This window comes from Pseudomonas cistanchae (genome assembly GCF_054483635.1).
Map to the genome: position 1 here is coordinate 40,008 of NZ_JBTLWN010000001.1, position 16,118 is coordinate 56,125.

Consider the following 16,118-nt stretch of genomic DNA (forward strand, 5'->3'; position numbering starts at 1 on the left):
AGCCCTGCCCCGCTGTGCAGCAAAGCAGTGGCCCTGTTAATCATTCAGCGTGCCGCCGCGTGTAGGGTGCGCCGCGCGCACCAGTACAAGCCACGGTTTCATTGGTGCGCATGGCGCACCCTACTCATTCAATGCGCCGCCGCAGCTTGAGCCCTGCCCGGCCGTGCAGGCAAAGCAGTGGCCCTGTTAATCATTCAGCGTGCCGCCGCGTGTAGGGTGCGCCGCGCGCACCAGCACAAGCCACGGCTTCTTGGTGCGCATGGCGCACCCTACTCATTCAGTGCGCCGCCACAGCTTGAGCCTTGCCCGGCCGTGCAGGCAAAGCAGTGGTCGCGGGTGACGATCGGGTTGCCGTCCAGCGTGGCGCTGAGCAGGTCGCGCAGGTGCGGGCGCTGGCGGCCGATCAATTGGCCTTGCAGTTGCAACGGCAGGTCGAGCATCTGGTTGAAGTCGCAGTCGTACAGGTAGCCCTGCCAATCAACGCTGACCAGCGAGCGACACATCAGCGGCTCGAGGTTTTCCGGGCGATAGCTGTCCCGCAGCAGTTGCATGTAGTCGTTGAACTGGCCCTTGCTGACCAGGGTGCTGCCAAAGCGCGCGATCGGTTGGTTGGTGATGGTCAGCAGGTGATTGAACTGGATGCCGAAGTCTTCCAGCAGGTGGCGCTTGTAGTCGGCTTCCAGGGCAACCTGCGGCGGCGGCAGGCTCGGGCCCTGCGGGTTGTACACCAGGTTCAGCACCAGGCCGCTGTCCGGCTGGCCGTAACCGAGGGCATTGAGTTGCTGCAGGCCCTTGATGCTGGCGTCGAACACCCCATCACCGCGCTGCTTGTCGACGTTATCGCGCGAGTAACAGGGCAACGAGGCGCTGACTTCCACGCCCTGGTCGGCAAGAAACTGCGCCAGGTCTTCGTAGCCCGGTTCGCTGAGAATGGTCAGGTTGCAGCGGTCGATTACCCGTAAACCTTCACGCCGCGCGTGCATGACAATCTCGCGAAAACGCGGATGCATTTCCGGCGCGCCGCCGGTGAGGTCGAGCGTGTGCACCGGGTGCGCATCAATCACCTGATGCAGCAGCGCCAGGCTTTCGTCGGTCATCGCTTCGGTACGGGTCGGCCCGGCATTGACGTGACAATGCAGGCAGCGCTGGTTGCAGCGGTACGTCAAGTTGATCTGCAACGCTTCCAGTGCACCGCGGCGAATGGGCGGAAACGCGAGTTGGTCGAGCAGCGGAAGCATGGCGTGCAAGAGTGACTCCTTGGCCTATCGTAAGCAGGTTCGCACAACGCTGGATGAGCGGCATGTCGTGCCTGCAAGTCTGCGGCGATGCGCTTTATCTTTCTATAGAAGCTAGAGAGCGACTGTGCGTATTTGTTACAGCGCTTCGAAACATGGCTGCCTTTAAGTTATACAAATCTTATACAAATAAGGCAGAATCGGCGAACTTCATCACGAGGGACGATCAATGCTGCGCCTGATCCTGTTTTTCATCGCTGGCTTCCTGGCCGTGCCGTTCTTCCATCAGCCCGTGCTTGGCGTGCTCAACGCACTGGCCGTGGTGCCGGTGGCGCCGTTTAACCTCAGCCCAACCGCGCCGCTGGGCGTACCCGCACTGGTCTCTGCGTCTTTCTGGGGTGGCGTCTGGGCGGTGGTCATGTTGCTCGTGTTGCGCTGGGATGCAGCCAAACCGCAGCCGTGGCTCAAGGCATTGCTGTTCGGCGGCATCGCGCTGACGACGGTGGCCCTGCTGGTGGTGTTTCCGCTCAAGGGCATGGGGCTCGATCCGGCGAAGCTGCCGGGGCGCTTTCTGATCGGCTTCTTGGTCAACGCGGCCTGGGGTGTCGGCACCCTGATATTCGCGCGCACCCTGTTCGCGCGCTGAACCTGCTCATTCTTTTTGCAAAGGAACATCGTCATGCTTGTTCGCCTCACCTATGCCAGCCGCGCCAGCCATTCGGTATCTGCCGAGCTGATCCGCGAGATCCTCGACAGCTCGCAGCGCAACAACCCGGCCCGTGGGCTGACCGGCATTCTCTGCTGCAACGCCGATATCTTCCTGCAAGCCCTGGAAGGCCCACGCGACGCGGTCAACGCTCTGTACAACCGGATCGGCGAAGACACCCGGCACAAAGACCTGACAATCCTCGACTACGCGGAAATCGACGCACGCCGCTACGCCAACTGGAGCATGGGCTGGGCCGGCGCCAAGCAGGTCAACCGCGAGCTGTTCCTCAAGTACTCCGGCAGCGATCGCTTCGACCCGTTCAGCATGAGCGCGGCGCAGATCGGCAACCTGCTGCTGGAACTGAGCAACACCGCAACCGCCATCAAATCCCCGGTACTCGGTTAGCCGTCTGCACGGCGAGCCTGACTGACGGCCCATAAAAAACCCGCGTTGCAGGCCGTACAAGCAGCCTGCAACGCGGGTTTTTCAGTGGCGCGGCCTAGCTCACGCCAGTTCGTCGAAGCACTCGGCAATGATCGCCAGGCCCTTGTCCAGCAGCGCGTCTTCGGCCGTCAGCGGCACCAGCACCCGCAGCACATTGCCGTAGGTACCGCAGGACAGCAGGATCAGGCCCTTGTCGCGAGCCTTGGCCACCACCTGACCAACCAGCGCCGCCGCCGGCTTGTGATGATCGCCGCCTTCGAACAGCTCGACCGCGATCATGGCGCCAAGGGCACGCACATCGCCGATTACCTTGTGCTTGGCCTGAATCGCCTTGAGCCCGGAGACCAGACGCTCGCCGACGGCCTTGCAGCGATCCAGCAGGTTTTCTTCCTCGAATACCTCGATCACCGCCAGCGCCGCAGCGCACGCAATCGGGCTGCCGGCGTAGGTACCGCCCAAACCGCCTGGGGCGATGGCGTCCATGTACTCGGCCTTGCCGCACACGCCGGCCACCGGGAAACCGCCGGCGATGGATTTGGCGAAGGTGGTCAGGTCGGCGGCGACGCCCATCTGCTCCATCGCGAAGAAGGTGCCGGTACGCCCAGCGCCAGTCTGCACTTCATCGGCAATCAACAGGATGCCGTGCTGATCGCAGAGCGCGCGCAGGCGCTGCATGAAGTCCTTCGGCGCAACATAGAAGCCGCCCTCGCCCTGTACCGGCTCGATGATGATCGCGGCAATGTCGCGCGGCTCGGCGTCATTCTTGAAGATCCGCTCAATGCTGGCGATCGCATCATCCGTGCTGACGCCATGCAGCTCGCACGGGTACTGGGCGCGGAAGATGCCGCCGGGCATTAGGCCCATGCCGGCCGAATACGGCACCACTTTGCCGGTCAGACCCAGGGTCATCATGGTGCGACCGTGATAACCGCCGGTGAAGGCAATCACCCCGGCGCGGCCGGTGGCGGCGCGGGCGATCTTCACCGCGTTTTCCACCGCTTCTGAACCGGTGGTGACCAGCAGGGTTTTCTTGGCGAAATCGCCCGGTACGCGCGCGGCGACTTTCTCGCACAGTTCGACGTAAGGCTCATAGGCGAGCACCTGGAAGCAGGTATGGGTCAGCTTGTTCAGCTGCGCCTTCACCGCGGCGATCACCTTGGGATGCAGGTGACCGGTGTTGAGCACCGCGATGCCGCCGGCGAAGTCGATGAACTCGCGACCCTCGACGTCGGTCACGGTGGCGTTCTTCGCCGATTCGGCAAAGATCGGGTGGATCTGGCCAACGCCGCGCGGAACGGCGGCCATGCGGCGTTGCATCAGGGATTCGTTGGTCTTGCTCATACAGTCCTCATTCGCCGGCTATCAGGTAGGCGTAGTTCAAAGAGGGGGTAACCGATAAGGCGCGGCGGCATTCGATGATCGACCGCAGGGCATCCCGATTACAGGAATTAAAGTCTGTAGCTTAGGCTGGCTCACTATCAGATGGCGCAGTCTTGCGTCACGCCGAAGATCGGTCCAACCAATGTTTTTCATGCCATACATCTTGGAAATTGACTAACCGGTTGCCGACTTTATCGCCGGCACTACAACTCACCTAGGGTGCGCCGTGCCGTGCGCACCATCGCGTGGATCAGTGCGCACGGCGCACCCTACGGAGTGATTTAGATACCCAGGCACAGGTATTTGATTTCCAAGTAATCTTCGATGCCATACTTGGAACCTTCACGGCCCAGGCCTGACGCCTTGACGCCACCGAAGGGAGCGACCTCGTTGGAAATCAGACCGGTATTGACGCCGACCATGCCGTATTCCAGGGCCTCGGCCACACGGAAAACCCGACCCAGATCGCGGGCATAGAAGTACGATGCCAGGCCGAACTCGGTGTCGTTGGACATGGCAATCACCTCGGCCTCGTCCTTGAAGCGGAACAGCGGCGCCAGCGGGCCGAAGGTTTCTTCCTTGGCTACCGCAGCGTTCATCGGCACGTCGAGCAGGATGGTCGGCTCGAAGAAACTGCCGCCCAGCGCATGGGGCTTGCCGCCGGTGAGCAGTTTGGCGCCTTTGCTCAGCGCATCGGCGATATGTTCCTGCACCTTGGCGACGGCCTTGTCGTCGATCAGCGGACCGGTGGTGGTGCCGTCGTCCAGGCCGTTACCGATCTTCAACTTGGCCACCGCGACCTTCAGCTTCTCGGCGAAGGCATCGTAGACGCTGTCCTGGATATACAGGCGGTTGGCGCAGACGCAGGTCTGGCCGTTGTTGCGGTATTTGGAGATCAAGGCACCTTCGACAGCGGCGTCCAGATCGGCGTCGTCAAACACGATAAAGGGCGCATTGCCGCCCAGCTCCAGCGACACCTTCTTGATGTCCTTGGCGCATTCGGCCATCAGCTGACGGCCGATTTCGGTCGAGCCGGTGAAGCTCAACTTGCGCACAATCGGGTTGCTGGTCAGCTCGCTGCCAATATCGCCGGCGCTGCCGGTAACCACACTCAGCACGCCTTTCGGAATGCCCGCGCGATGCGCCAGCTCGACAAGGGCCAGGGCAGAGAAAGGGGTCTGCGAAGCTGGCTTGATCACCATGGTGCAACCGGCAGCCAGGGCCGGGCCGGCTTTACGGGTAATCATTGCCGCCGGGAAATTCCACGGGGTAATCGCGGCGGTCACGCCAATCGGCTGCTTGATCACGATCAGGCGCTTGTCCGGCTGGTGACCGGGAATCACGTCGCCATAGACGCGCTTGGCTTCCTCGGCAAACCACTCGATAAAGGAGGCGGCATAAGCAATCTCGCCTTTGGCTTCGGCCAGCGGCTTGCCCTGCTCCAGAGTCATCAAGCGGCCGAGGTCGTCCTGGTTTTCCATCAGCAATTCGAACCAGCGACGCAGTTTGCCCGCGCGCTCCTTGGCGGTCAGCGCACGCCAGGCCGGCAAAGCACGGTCGGCCGCTTCGATGGCACGGCGAGTTTCCGCTGCGCCCATCTTCGGCACGCTGCCAATGGTCTCGCCCGTGGCCGGGTTGTTGACCTTGATGGTCTGGCCGCTGTCGGCATCCAGCCAGGCCCCATCGATATAGGCTTGCTGACGGAACAGCTGGGTGTCTTTCAGTTGCATGACAATCTCCTTGATTCCGACACCCTGGCATCGGACGGTTTCGTTAAGGCGCTACGCGCGCGACTTGGGCGACCGCTACGGCCTGCCACCACTCTTGAAAAGCCTCAGACCACACGCGCGAACGGATTGCAGCATGCGATATAACGTTTTTGCCAAGAGCGTTTGAAATCTCAAACGAATCCTAGGGTCGCCATGGGTAAAGGGCAATAGCATGTTCGAAAAAATTAACGAAACCAGCCAACGATGGCGCTTTTAACCAACAGCACTCCAGACACCCAGCCCGCTCGTGCAGAATCGCGAACGACACCCAGCATGGACGCCTGCCAGCGAGATGCGTATGATTGCGCCCGCGCTGCACCAGTAGCTCAGCTGGATAGAGTACTGCCCTCCGAAGGCAGGGGTCGTGGGTTCGAATCCCGCCTGGTGCGCCATATATAGAAAAGGCCTCACGTGAAAACGTGGGGCCTTTTTGCTTTGCCGGCTGGCTTGCGGCGCCAAAGCCTTCCCCGCCTAAAGCACCTCCGCCTGTCTCAAAGCGGCGATCTGTTCGGCGCATAGTCCCAGCCATCGCTGCAATACCTGCTCGGTGTGTTCGCCCAGCAAGGGCGGGGCGTTGCGGTGTTGGACTGGGGTGGCGGAAAGGCGGATCGGGCTGGCAACTTGTGGCACCGAGCCGGCCAGGGCATGGGGCAGTTCGAAGCGCAGGCCGCGGGCCTGCACCTGGGGGTCGGCGAAGACCTGGGCCAGGTCGTTGATCGGCCCGCAGGGCACGCCGGCCTGTTCCAGTGCGCTTATCCATTCTGCGGTGGTTTTGAACACCGTGGCCTGGCGCAGCAGCGGGATCAGTTCGCCGCGATGGGCAACCCGAGCGCTGTTGGTGGCAAAGCGGGGGTCATCGGCCAAAGCCAGACCGGCGACCTCGCAGAATTTGCGGAACTGGCTGTCGTTGCCGACCGTGAGGATGAAGTCGCCATCAGCCGTGGGGAAATCCTGATAGGGCACGATATTCGGGTGCGCGTTACCCAGGCGCCGCGGCGAGGTACCGGTGGTCAGGTAATTCATCGCCTGGTTGGCCAGGCAGGCGACCTGCACATCGAGCAGTGCCATGTCGATATGCTGGCCGGTGCCGGTCCGCTCGCGGCTGACCAGGGCGGCGAGGATAGCCGCGGTGGAATACAGGCCGGTGAGGATATCGGTCAGCGCCACGCCGATCTTGACCGGCCCGGCGCCCTCTTCGCCTTCGGCGCGGCCGGTCAGGCTCATCAGCCCACCGAGGCCTTGAATCATAAAGTCGTAGCCGGCTCTTTTCGCATAGGGGCCGTCCTGACCGAAACCGGTGATCGAGCAGTAAATCAGCTTCGGGTTGATCGCCTGTAACGCGGCGTAATCGAGGCCGTATGCGGCCAGGCCGCCGACCTTGAAGTTCTCGATCAGAATGTCGGACTTGGCCGCCAGCTCGCGGACGATGCGCTGGCCTTCGGCCTGGGTGAAATCCACGGTGACCGATTGTTTGTTGCGGTTGGCGGACAGGTAATAGGCCGCCTCGCTGGTGTTTTCGCCGGCGGCGCTCTGCAGAAACGGCGGACCCCAGTGCCGGGTGTCGTCGCCGACCTTGGGCCGCTCGATCTTGATCACCTCGGCGCCGAGGTCGGCGAGAATCTGCCCGGCCCAGGGCCCGGCGAGCACGCGGGAGAGATCGAGAACACGCAGATGGGACAGGGCACCGGGCATGGAGACTCCGTAGGGTGCGCCGTGCGCACCGACAGCAAACAGGACGTGGCCGGGTTAGCGGTGTAACCCATTGGGCGATCTGATGGGGCTCTGCGCACCGCCATCAAAGCGAGGTGCGCGTGGCGCACCCTACTCAGAAGAAAGCTTGAATCCCGGTTTGTGCGCGGCCGAGGATAAGCGCATGCACGTCGTGCGTGCCTTCGTAGGTGTTGACCACTTCGAGGTTGACCAGGTGGCGGGCCACGCCGAACTCGTCGCTGATGCCATTGCCGCCGAGCATGTCGCGGGCCATGCGTGCGATATCCAGGGCCTTGCCGCAGCTGTTGCGCTTCATGATCGAGGTGATTTCCACCGCAGCGGTGCCTTCGTCTTTCATCCGGCCGAGACGCAGGCAGCCTTGCAGAGCCAGGGTGATTTCGGTCTGCATGTCGGCCAGCTTCTTCTGGATCAGTTGGTTGGCGGCCAGCGGCCGGCCAAACTGCTGGCGGTCCAGGGTGTACTGGCGGGCGGTGTGCCAGCAGTATTCGGCGGCGCCCAGCGCGCCCCAGCTGATGCCGTAGCGGGCAGAGTTGAGGCAGGTGAACGGACCTTTCAGGCCGCGCACGTCGGGGAAGGCGTTCTCTTCCGGGCAGAACACGTTGTCCATGACGATCTCGCCGGTGATCGAGGCGCGCAGCCCGACCTTGCCGTGAATGGTCGGCGTGCTCAGGCCCTGCCAACCTTTTTCCAGGACGAAGCCGCGGATTTCGCCAGCATCATCCTTGGCCCACACCACAAACACATCGGCGATTGGCGAGTTGGTGATCCACATCTTGCTGCCGCTGATGCGGTAGCCGCCGTCGACCTTTTTCGCCCGAGTGATCATCGAGCCTGGGTCGGAGCCGTGGTTTGGCTCGGTGAGGCCGAAGCAGCCGATATATTCACCGCTGGCCAGCTTGGGTAGGTACTTCTGCTTGGTCGCCTCGTTGCCGAACTCGAAGATTGGCACTATCACCAGCGACGACTGCACGCTCATCATCGAGCGGTAGCCGGAGTCGACGCGCTCCACTTCGCGGGCGATCAGGCCGTAGCACACGTAGTTCAGGCCGCTGCCGCCATAGGCTTCGGGGATAGTGGCACCGAGCAGGCCGGTTTCGCCCATCTCGCGGAAGATCGCAGGATCAGTTTGCTCGTGGCGGAAGGCTTCCAGCACGCGCGGAGCCAGCTTGTCGGCGGCGAACTGCTGGGCGCTGTCGCGCACCATGCGTTCTTCTTCGGTCAGTTGCTGATCGAGCAGCAGCGGGTCGATCCAGTTGAAGCTTGCCTTGGCCATCGCGAAAAACCTCGAAATATCGTGTGGGCAAGAGACTAGGCGCGCCTGACAGGCAGTGCAAACGACGATTTGGCACGCAGCTGTGCGTTTTTGTCACTCCAGAAACCAGGCCAGAGCGTCAAAAATGACGCTGACATGCGCTGTGCGCACGGCGCTATTTCAGGCCCAGGCGGCGCGCCAGGCGGCTGAGGTTGGCTCGGTCTACCGCGAGCTCGCGGGCGACATCGGCCCATTTACCGTTATGGCGCGCCAATGCCTCGCTGATCAGCTGCTTCTGGTAGGCATCCACGGCGTCGCGTAACGGTGTTCCGGCAGCAGCAGCCGGGCCGCCTGGCGGTGCCGGCTCGGCTAGCGTTAGCGCGATGGGCAGCCCCAGGGCCTGGGCGTCGATGGAGAGGATCCGCGGCCGCTCGGCGCACATCGCTAGCGCTTTCAACGCGGCGCGGCTGATCAGGTGTTCCAGCTCGCGTACGTTGCCCGGCCAGTCATACATCAGCAGCGCCTTCTGCCCATCGGCGGTCAGGCGTAGGCTGCGCAGCCCGAGACGCGCGCGGTTCTCCTCGAGAAAGAAGCCGGCAAGCAGCAACACATCGCGGCCGCGCTCGCGCAGCGCCGGCACCCGCAGCGGGTAGACGCTGAGGCGATGGTAAAGGTCGGCCCGAAAGCGACCAGCGCGCACCTCTTCGGCCAGATCGCGATTGCTGGCGGCCAATACCCGCACATCGACGCGGTGCTCGCGGTCAGAACCGACCCGTTGCAGTTGCCCGCTCTGCAGTACACGCAGCAACTTGGCCTGCATCGCCAGCGGCAGTTCGCCCACCTCGTCCAAAAACAGCGTGCCGCCATCGGCCAGCTCGAACTTGCCGCTGCGCTCGCTCAGCGCGCCGGAAAACGCGCCGCGCACGTGACCGAACAGCTCGCTTTCCGCCAGGGTATCCGGCAGCGCGGCGCAGTTGATGCTGATCAGCGGCCGCTTGGCTCGCGCTGAGGCAGCATGAATCGCCTCGGCCACCAGCTCCTTGCCGACACCGGTTTCACCGCTGATCAATACGGTCAGTTCGCTGTCGCCGAGCAAAGCGATTTCCTGCAGCAAGGCCCTGTGCACCGCGCTCTGGCCGATCAGCTCGCGCGGGCGATGGCGGTCGGCCGCCTGTTTGTAGACCTGGGCGAGGTGGTGTTCGTCCTCGACCCGGCGCAGCAGGCCGCTGATCCGCTCGTTGGCCATCACCGTGGCGCCCGCCAGACTGGCAAACGCCTGCAGGGTGTCCAGGTCGACGCTGCCGAAGCGCGCCGGGTCCAGCGAGTCGAGGGTCAGCAGGCCCCATAGCTGGTCATGCACATACAACGGACAACCAAGGCAATCGTGCACTTCCAGGTGACCGCGATGCCCTTCGACCAGACCATCATAGGGATCGGGCAGCTCGCAGTCGGTGGCGAAGCGGCTCGGCCCGGCTTGTTCAAGCAGCGCGCGCAAGCGCGGATGCTCGCCGACCCGAAAGCGCCGTCCGAGGGTGTCGGCGCTCAGGCCCTGCACCGACAGCGGCACCAGCACATCGCCTTCCAGCCGCAGCAACGCCAGGGCATCGCAGGGCAACAACAGACGCAATGCATCAAGCAATCGTTTGTAGCGCTCGGCTTCCGGCAGCTCGCGGGATAGATCGGCGACCAGCGGAATCAGTGCGGTCAGTAGCGGGCTTGCTGTCATAAGGACCACTTTGCAGTCATTAAGACCGCCAAACGAATGAGTCATAAAGACTCTATTAAATTTAAATCGTTGTATTTAATAGAGTTATTAAATGGCACGGCTCTTGTACTCACGTGTACAGCTGCGAACTTACCACGCTCGCGCTTTATTCGAACCTACCCGAGGACACTCCATGCTGACCGCCGCGCAACGCGAACTGATCAAAGCCACCGTCCCGCTGCTGGAAACCGGCGGCGAAACGCTGACCCGCCACTTCTATCAACTGATGTTCAGCGAGTACCCCGCCGTAAAGGCTCTGTTCAATCAGGCGCACCAGGCCAGCGGCGATCAGCCGCGCGCCCTGGCCAATGGTGTGCTGATGTACGCGCGCCATATCGACCGCCTGGAGGCGCTCGGCCCTCTGGTGGGGCAGATCGTCAACAAGCATGTCTCGCTGCAGATCCTGCCCGAGCATTACCCCATCGTCGGCACCTGCCTGCTGCGAGCGATTCGCGAGGTGTTGGGCGAAGCGATCGCCACCGACGCGGTGATCGACGCCTGGGCCATCGCCTACGGCCAGCTGGCGGACCTGCTGATCAACGCCGAGGAAAGTGCTTACGCCGCCAACGCCACGGCCCCCGGCGGGTGGCGCGGAGCGCGGGCATTCCGCCTGGTGCGTAAGATTGTTGAAAGCGAGGAAATCGTATCGCTGTACCTGACACCTGCCGACGGCGGTGCGCTGCTGGAATTCCAGCCAGGGCAATACATCGGCCTGCGACTGGTGCTCGATGGCCAGGAGCAGCGCCGCAATTACTCGCTGTCGGCGCTCAGCAATGGCCGCGAGTACCGGATCAGCGTCAAGCGCGAAGCCGGCGGCAAGGTGTCCAACTACCTGCACGACCAGTTCCAGCCTGGCGACCTCCTGGATGTGTTTCCGCCGGCTGGCAACTTCGTGCTGCGCCCCTCGAACAAGCCCCTGGCGCTGATCAGTGCCGGTGTTGGCATTACCCCGGCCCTGAGCATGCTTGAGGCAGCGCGCGACAGTGGCCGGCCGATCCACTTCATCCACTGCGCCCGGCACGCGGGCGTGCACGCTTTCAACGATTGGCTGCAGGAGCAGGCCGCGCAGCATCCACACCTGCGCCATTACGTGTGCTACAGCGAGCCCCGGCCTGGCGATCAGGCCGATGGCGAAGGCTTGTTGACGCAGCAGCGCCTGGCCGAATGGCTGCCGCAGGAGCGGGATATCGATGCCTACTTCCTGGGCCCCAAGCCCTTTATGGCTCAGGTCAAAAGACACCTGCAGGCGCTGGGGGTGCCCGAGAACCAGAGCCACTACGAGTTCTTCGGCCCCGCCAGCGCACTGGACGATTAACAAGAAGGTCTTACTAAGCGGTGGTTGTGCGCAAGGCGCAACTCGATTTACGGTTGGCGCTTCAATGTCGGCAGTTCGAGTGAGTAAACCGCACAATGCGCCGCAAGATCCCCAGCACTGCCGCCCTCGTCGCCTTCGAGTCGGCAGCGCGGCATCAAAGCTTCACCAAGGCTGCCGAAGAGCTGGCCCTGACCCAGAGCGCGATCTGCCGCCAGATCGCCAGCCTGGAAGCCTTTCTCAATGTCGAGCTGTTCCGCCGTTCGCGACGCGGGGTCAAACTCACCGACGCCGGCCTGGCCTATGCGCGGCGAGTCGCCACCCAACTGGATGCGGTGGAGCGTGACACGCTGGCCGTCATGGGCCAGCAGGGTGCCATGACCATCGAGCTCGCGGTGGTGCCGACCTTCGGCACTCAATGGCTGGTGCCGCGGCTGAAGAGCTTCCAGCAACTGCACCCGCAAATCACCGTCAACCTGACCAATCGCACCCGGCCCTTTCTATTCGCCGACACCGAATTCGACGCGGCGGTGTATTTCGGCGATGGCGACTGGTCCGGTACCCAGGCATACCGGCTAATGCGGGAAAACCCGATGCCGGTGTGTAGCCCGTCGCTGCTGGACGGGCGCACTCGACTGAATGCCGAACAGATCGCCAGCCTGCCGCTGCTGCAGCAGACCACTCGCCCATATGCCTGGCGGCAGTGGTTCAACGCCCAGAGCCTGAATGTCGCGCGTGACATGAGCGGGCCGCGTTACGAGCTGTTTTCCATGCTCGCCCAGGCGGCGATGCATGAAATGGGTGTGGCGCTGATTCCGCCTTTTCTGATTCAGCGCGAGCTCGACGAAAAACGCCTGGTGATCGCGGCCGCTACCAGCTACCCGAGCGACAAGGGTTATTACCTGATAATTCCCGAGCGCAAAGCGGAGTCCGCCGCCCTGCTCGCCCTGCGCGACTGGCTGGTCGAAGAGGCCGCCCGCTACGCGAATGCTCATGAACTGGAATAAAAGACAGCAAACGAAGTATCGGCCTTGGGAAAAATCACTTTGCGCGACGAACTTCCTGAGCCAAGAGGCCTGTAATAGAGCCTTATCTATTAAAGAAAAATGGACAAGCTGACCCCGTAGTCAGCTCCATGGATGGCTACAGTTCCTGTCCATCTGGCCAACAAAAACCGTTTAATTTTTTGCACGGATAGTTGACACCCCACCAGCATGTGCGCGCCGCGAGTACGTTTTAGGCTGGCCTGATGAACCATTATTCATGGCAAAGATCAGATTCGCTTGGTTAAAGGGGGCCATTTCCGGCCTCAGCCTTTATCCAGCAGGCCTTTACCGGCAAAGCTGAATGGCGAGTCACCAGGTGACTTGTAGTTATCTACAGGTTTTACTCCAGAATGCCTTGAAGCCCTCGCACTTCGCCTGCAAAATGCCGCGCCCCGCCGTATTGCAAACTTCTGCTCGAGCGGGTTTGTGCTGATCCTCCCTACGCCCGCGTGCCATCCGCAGTGCGCCGGTTCACTAAAAAGATCACGCAGGAGAATAGAAGTGCACATCGGTGTTCCTCTCGAAACCCAAGCCGGCGAGACGCGCGTTGCCGCAACTCCCGAAACCATCAAGAAGCTGATCGGCCAAGGTCATCAGGTCACTGTTCAGGCAGGAGCAGGCGTCAGCGCCAGTATTCCGGACAGCGCATATGAGGCTGTTGGCGCGACCATTGGGGTCGAGTCCGCAGCATTCGGCGCCGACCTGGTGCTGAAGGTGCTGGCACCGACCGATGCCGAGCTGACCCTGATGAACACCGGGGCCGTACTGGTTGGCATGCTCAACCCGTTCAGCAACGAAATCATTGCACGGCTGAACGCTCGCGGTATCACCGCCTTCGCCCTGGAAGCCGCGCCGCGCACCTCGCGCGCGCAGAGCCTCGACGTGCTCTCGTCGCAAGCCAACATTGCCGGTTACAAGGCCGTGCTGCTGGCGGCCCATCACTACCCGCGCTTTATGCCGATGCTAATGACCGCTGCCGGTACCGTTAAGGCCGCGCGCATTCTGATTCTCGGTGCAGGGGTTGCTGGTCTGCAGGCGATCGCTACGGCCAAGCGCCTGGGTGCAGTGATCGAAGCGTCCGATGTACGCCCTGCCGTTAAAGAGCAGATCGAATCGCTCGGCGCCAAGTTCGTCGACGTGCCGTTCGAAACCGACGAAGAGCGCGAATGTGCCCAGGGTGTCGGCGGTTACGCGCGGCCAATGCCGGCATCATGGATGGAGCGTCAGGCCAAGGCCGTGCATGAGCGCGCCAAGCAGGCCGATATCGTCATCACCACCGCACTGATTCCGGGCCGCAAGGCACCGACGCTGCTGCACGAGGCCACCGTGGCCGAAATGAAGCCCGGTTCGGTGGTGATCGATCTGGCCGCTGCACAGGGTGGCAACTGCCCGCTGACCGAAGCCGAACAGGTGGTGGTCAAGCACGGCGTCACCATCGTCGGCCACAGCAACCTGGCGGCCATGGTGCCGGCGGACGCATCGGCGCTGTACGCACGCAATTTGCTCGACTTCCTCAAGCTGGTCATCGACGGCGAAGGCAAGTTCCACCTCAACCTTGAAGACGACATCGTCGCCGCGTGCCTGATGTGCCGCGACGGCCAAGTCGTGCGCACTAACGGCTAAGGGGAGAAACGCTCATGGATATGATTTCTGACGGCATCTACAACCTGATCATCTTCGTGCTGGCCATCTACATCGGCTACCACGTGGTCTGGAACGTCACCCCCGCCCTGCACACGCCGCTGATGGCGGTAACCAACGCCATCTCGGCCATCGTCATCGTCGGCGCGATGCTGGCCGCTGCGCTCACGGTCACTCCGCTGGGTAAAACCATGGGCACGCTGGCCGTGGCCCTGGCTGCGGTCAACGTGTTCGGCGGTTTCCTGGTAACCCGGCGCATGCTGGAAATGTTCAAGAAGAAAGCCGCCAAAGCAGCACCGGCCGGCGCATCTGTGGAGAAGCACTGACCATGAGCATGAATCTGATCACTGTTCTCTACCTTATCGCCTCGATCTGCTTCATCCAGGCGCTGAAAGGTCTCTCGCACCCAACGTCATCACGCCGCGGCAACCTGTTCGGCATGATTGGCATGGCCCTGGCAATCGTCACCACCCTGGGGCTGATCTACAAGCTCGGTGCTGAAATCGCCACCGCCGGTATCGGCTATGTGATTGTCGGCCTGCTGGTCGGCGGCACTGCCGGTTCGATCATGGCCAAGCGCGTCGAAATGACCAAGATGCCGGAACTGGTCGCCTTCATGCACAGCATGATCGGCCTGGCTGCGGTATTCATCGCCATTGCCGCGGTCGTCGAGCCGCAGTCGCTGGGCATCGTTGCTGCGCTGGGCGATGCGATTCCGGCCGGTAACCGCCTGGAACTGTTCCTCGGTGCGGCCATCGGTGCTATCACCTTCTCCGGCTCGGTGATCGCCTTCGGCAAGCTTTCGGGCAAGTACAAATTCCGCCTGTTCCAAGGCGCACCAGTACAGTTCAAGGGCCAGCACTGGATCAACCTGGCAGTCGGCCTGGCGATCCTCGGCCTCGGCCTGGTGTACACCTTCACCGGTAACGTCACCGCGTTCGCCATTCTGCTGGCCTTGGCCTTCGTCATCGGCGTGCTGATCATCATCCCGATCGGTGGCGCGGACATGCCGGTCGTGGTATCGATGCTCAACAGCTACTCGGGCTGGGCAGCCGCCGGTATCGGCTTCTCGCTGAACAACTCGATGCTGATCATCGCTGGTTCGCTGGTGGGTTCGAGCGGCGCGATTCTGTCGTACATCATGTGCAAGGCGATGAACCGCTCGTTCTTCAATGTCATCCTCGGCGGTTTCGGTGGCGACACCGACGCCGGTCCGGCCGCTGGCAGCCAGGAACAGCGCCCGGTGAAGTCCGGTTCGAGCGACGACGCGGCCTTCCTGCTGACCAACGCCGACACCGTGATCATCGTACCGGGCTACGGCCTGGCAGTCGCCCGGGCCCAGCATTCGCTGATGGAACTGGTGGAAAAACTGACCCACCGTGGCGTGACCGTGAAGTACGCGATCCACCCGGTAGCGGGCCGCATGCCGGGGCACATGAACGTCCTCCTGGCCGAGGCAGAAGTGCCTTACGAGCAGGTGTTCGAGATGGAAGACATCAACTCCGAGTTCGGCCAAACCGACGTGGTGCTGGTGCTCGGCGCCAACGACGTGGTCAACCCGGCGGCGAAGAACGATCCAAAGTCGCCAATCGCCGGCATGCCCATCCTCGAGGCGTACAAAGCCAAAACTATCATCGTCAACAAACGCTCCATGGCCAGCGGCTACGCCGGCTTGGACAACGAATTGTTCTATATGGACAAGACCATGATGGTGTTCGGCGACGCCAAGAAGGTGATCGAAGATATGGTTAAAGCGGTGGAGTAAAACTCACCGCTGCGCGATAGCTGATCACTGACCCCCACGGAAGCCTCGCTGCCGTGGGGGTTTTTGTTT

13 protein-coding genes and 1 tRNA gene are annotated in these 16,118 nt (G+C 62.3%); 8 read left to right on the forward strand and 6 right to left on the reverse strand.

Annotation, left to right across the window (positions count from 1 at the left end):
* Positions 1 to 269: 269 nt before the first annotated feature.
* Complete coding sequence (arsS, locus tag ACX0MV_RS00195; protein WP_458981731.1) at positions 270 to 1,238, reverse strand: arsenosugar biosynthesis radical SAM (seleno)protein ArsS; 969 nt, start codon at positions 1,236 to 1,238, stop codon at positions 270 to 272.
* Between the two features lie 226 nt (positions 1,239 to 1,464).
* Between arsS and ACX0MV_RS00200 the strand changes: the two genes are divergently transcribed.
* Complete coding sequence (locus ACX0MV_RS00200) at positions 1,465 to 1,881, forward strand: hypothetical protein (protein ID WP_458980472.1); 417 nt, start codon at positions 1,465 to 1,467, stop codon at positions 1,879 to 1,881.
* A gap of 33 nt (positions 1,882 to 1,914) precedes the next feature.
* Complete coding sequence (locus ACX0MV_RS00205) at positions 1,915 to 2,349, forward strand: BLUF domain-containing protein (RefSeq protein WP_458980473.1); 435 nt, start codon at positions 1,915 to 1,917, stop codon at positions 2,347 to 2,349.
* Between the two features lie 99 nt (positions 2,350 to 2,448).
* On the opposite strand, the gene gabT is transcribed toward ACX0MV_RS00205, so the two are convergent.
* Positions 2,449 to 3,729 carry a 4-aminobutyrate--2-oxoglutarate transaminase gene (gabT, locus tag ACX0MV_RS00210; RefSeq protein WP_458980474.1) on the reverse strand — a complete coding sequence of 427 codons (1,281 nt, stop codon included), beginning with the start codon at positions 3,727 to 3,729 and terminating at the stop codon, positions 2,449 to 2,451.
* Between the two features lie 320 nt (positions 3,730 to 4,049).
* Positions 4,050 to 5,498, reverse strand: coding sequence for an NADP-dependent succinate-semialdehyde dehydrogenase (gene gabD / locus ACX0MV_RS00215; protein ID WP_458980475.1), 1,449 nt, complete (start codon positions 5,496 to 5,498; stop codon positions 4,050 to 4,052).
* 354 nt (positions 5,499 to 5,852) lie between these two features.
* On the opposite strand from gabD, the gene ACX0MV_RS00220 reads away from it, so the two are divergent.
* Positions 5,853 to 5,929, forward strand: a tRNA-Arg gene (locus ACX0MV_RS00220).
* Positions 5,930 to 6,008: 79 nt separating this feature from the next.
* Here ACX0MV_RS00220 and ACX0MV_RS00225 read toward each other — a convergent pair.
* The 3 genes from ACX0MV_RS00225 to norR form a co-directional block, all read right to left on the reverse strand.
* The gene (locus tag ACX0MV_RS00225; protein WP_458980476.1) at positions 6,009 to 7,229 is read right to left on the reverse strand and encodes a CaiB/BaiF CoA transferase family protein; all 1,221 of its coding nucleotides are present in this window, start codon (positions 7,227 to 7,229) and stop codon (positions 6,009 to 6,011) included.
* A 133-nt stretch (positions 7,230 to 7,362) separates the two neighbouring features.
* Positions 7,363 to 8,541, reverse strand: a complete 1,179-nt coding sequence (locus tag ACX0MV_RS00230) for an acyl-CoA dehydrogenase (protein WP_458980477.1) — start codon at positions 8,539 to 8,541, stop codon at positions 7,363 to 7,365.
* Positions 8,542 to 8,695: 154 nt separating this feature from the next.
* Positions 8,696 to 10,246 carry a nitric oxide reductase transcriptional regulator NorR gene (norR, locus tag ACX0MV_RS00235; RefSeq protein WP_458980478.1) on the reverse strand — a complete coding sequence of 517 codons (1,551 nt, stop codon included), beginning with the start codon at positions 10,244 to 10,246 and terminating at the stop codon, positions 8,696 to 8,698.
* A 172-nt stretch (positions 10,247 to 10,418) separates the two neighbouring features.
* On the opposite strand from norR, the gene hmpA reads away from it, so the two are divergent.
* From hmpA to ACX0MV_RS00260, 5 genes are all read left to right on the forward strand, one after another.
* Positions 10,419 to 11,600: an NO-inducible flavohemoprotein gene (hmpA, locus tag ACX0MV_RS00240; RefSeq protein WP_458980479.1), complete on the forward strand. Its 1,182-nt coding sequence runs from the start codon at positions 10,419 to 10,421 to the stop codon at positions 11,598 to 11,600.
* A 95-nt stretch (positions 11,601 to 11,695) separates the two neighbouring features.
* Positions 11,696 to 12,604 carry a LysR family transcriptional regulator gene (locus ACX0MV_RS00245; protein WP_458980480.1) on the forward strand — a complete coding sequence of 303 codons (909 nt, stop codon included), beginning with the start codon at positions 11,696 to 11,698 and terminating at the stop codon, positions 12,602 to 12,604.
* Positions 12,605 to 13,144: 540 nt separating this feature from the next.
* On the forward strand, positions 13,145 to 14,266 hold the full coding sequence (locus ACX0MV_RS00250; protein ID WP_458980481.1) for a Re/Si-specific NAD(P)(+) transhydrogenase subunit alpha: 1,122 nt from the start codon (positions 13,145 to 13,147) through the stop codon (positions 14,264 to 14,266).
* A gap of 14 nt (positions 14,267 to 14,280) precedes the next feature.
* Positions 14,281 to 14,610, forward strand: a complete 330-nt coding sequence (locus ACX0MV_RS00255; RefSeq protein ID WP_458980482.1) for an NAD(P) transhydrogenase subunit alpha part 2 — start codon at positions 14,281 to 14,283, stop codon at positions 14,608 to 14,610.
* 2 nt (positions 14,611 to 14,612) lie between these two features.
* Positions 14,613 to 16,049, forward strand: coding sequence for an NAD(P)(+) transhydrogenase (Re/Si-specific) subunit beta (locus tag ACX0MV_RS00260; protein WP_458980483.1), 1,437 nt, complete (start codon positions 14,613 to 14,615; stop codon positions 16,047 to 16,049).
* The last annotated feature ends 69 nt before the right edge of the window (positions 16,050 to 16,118 follow it).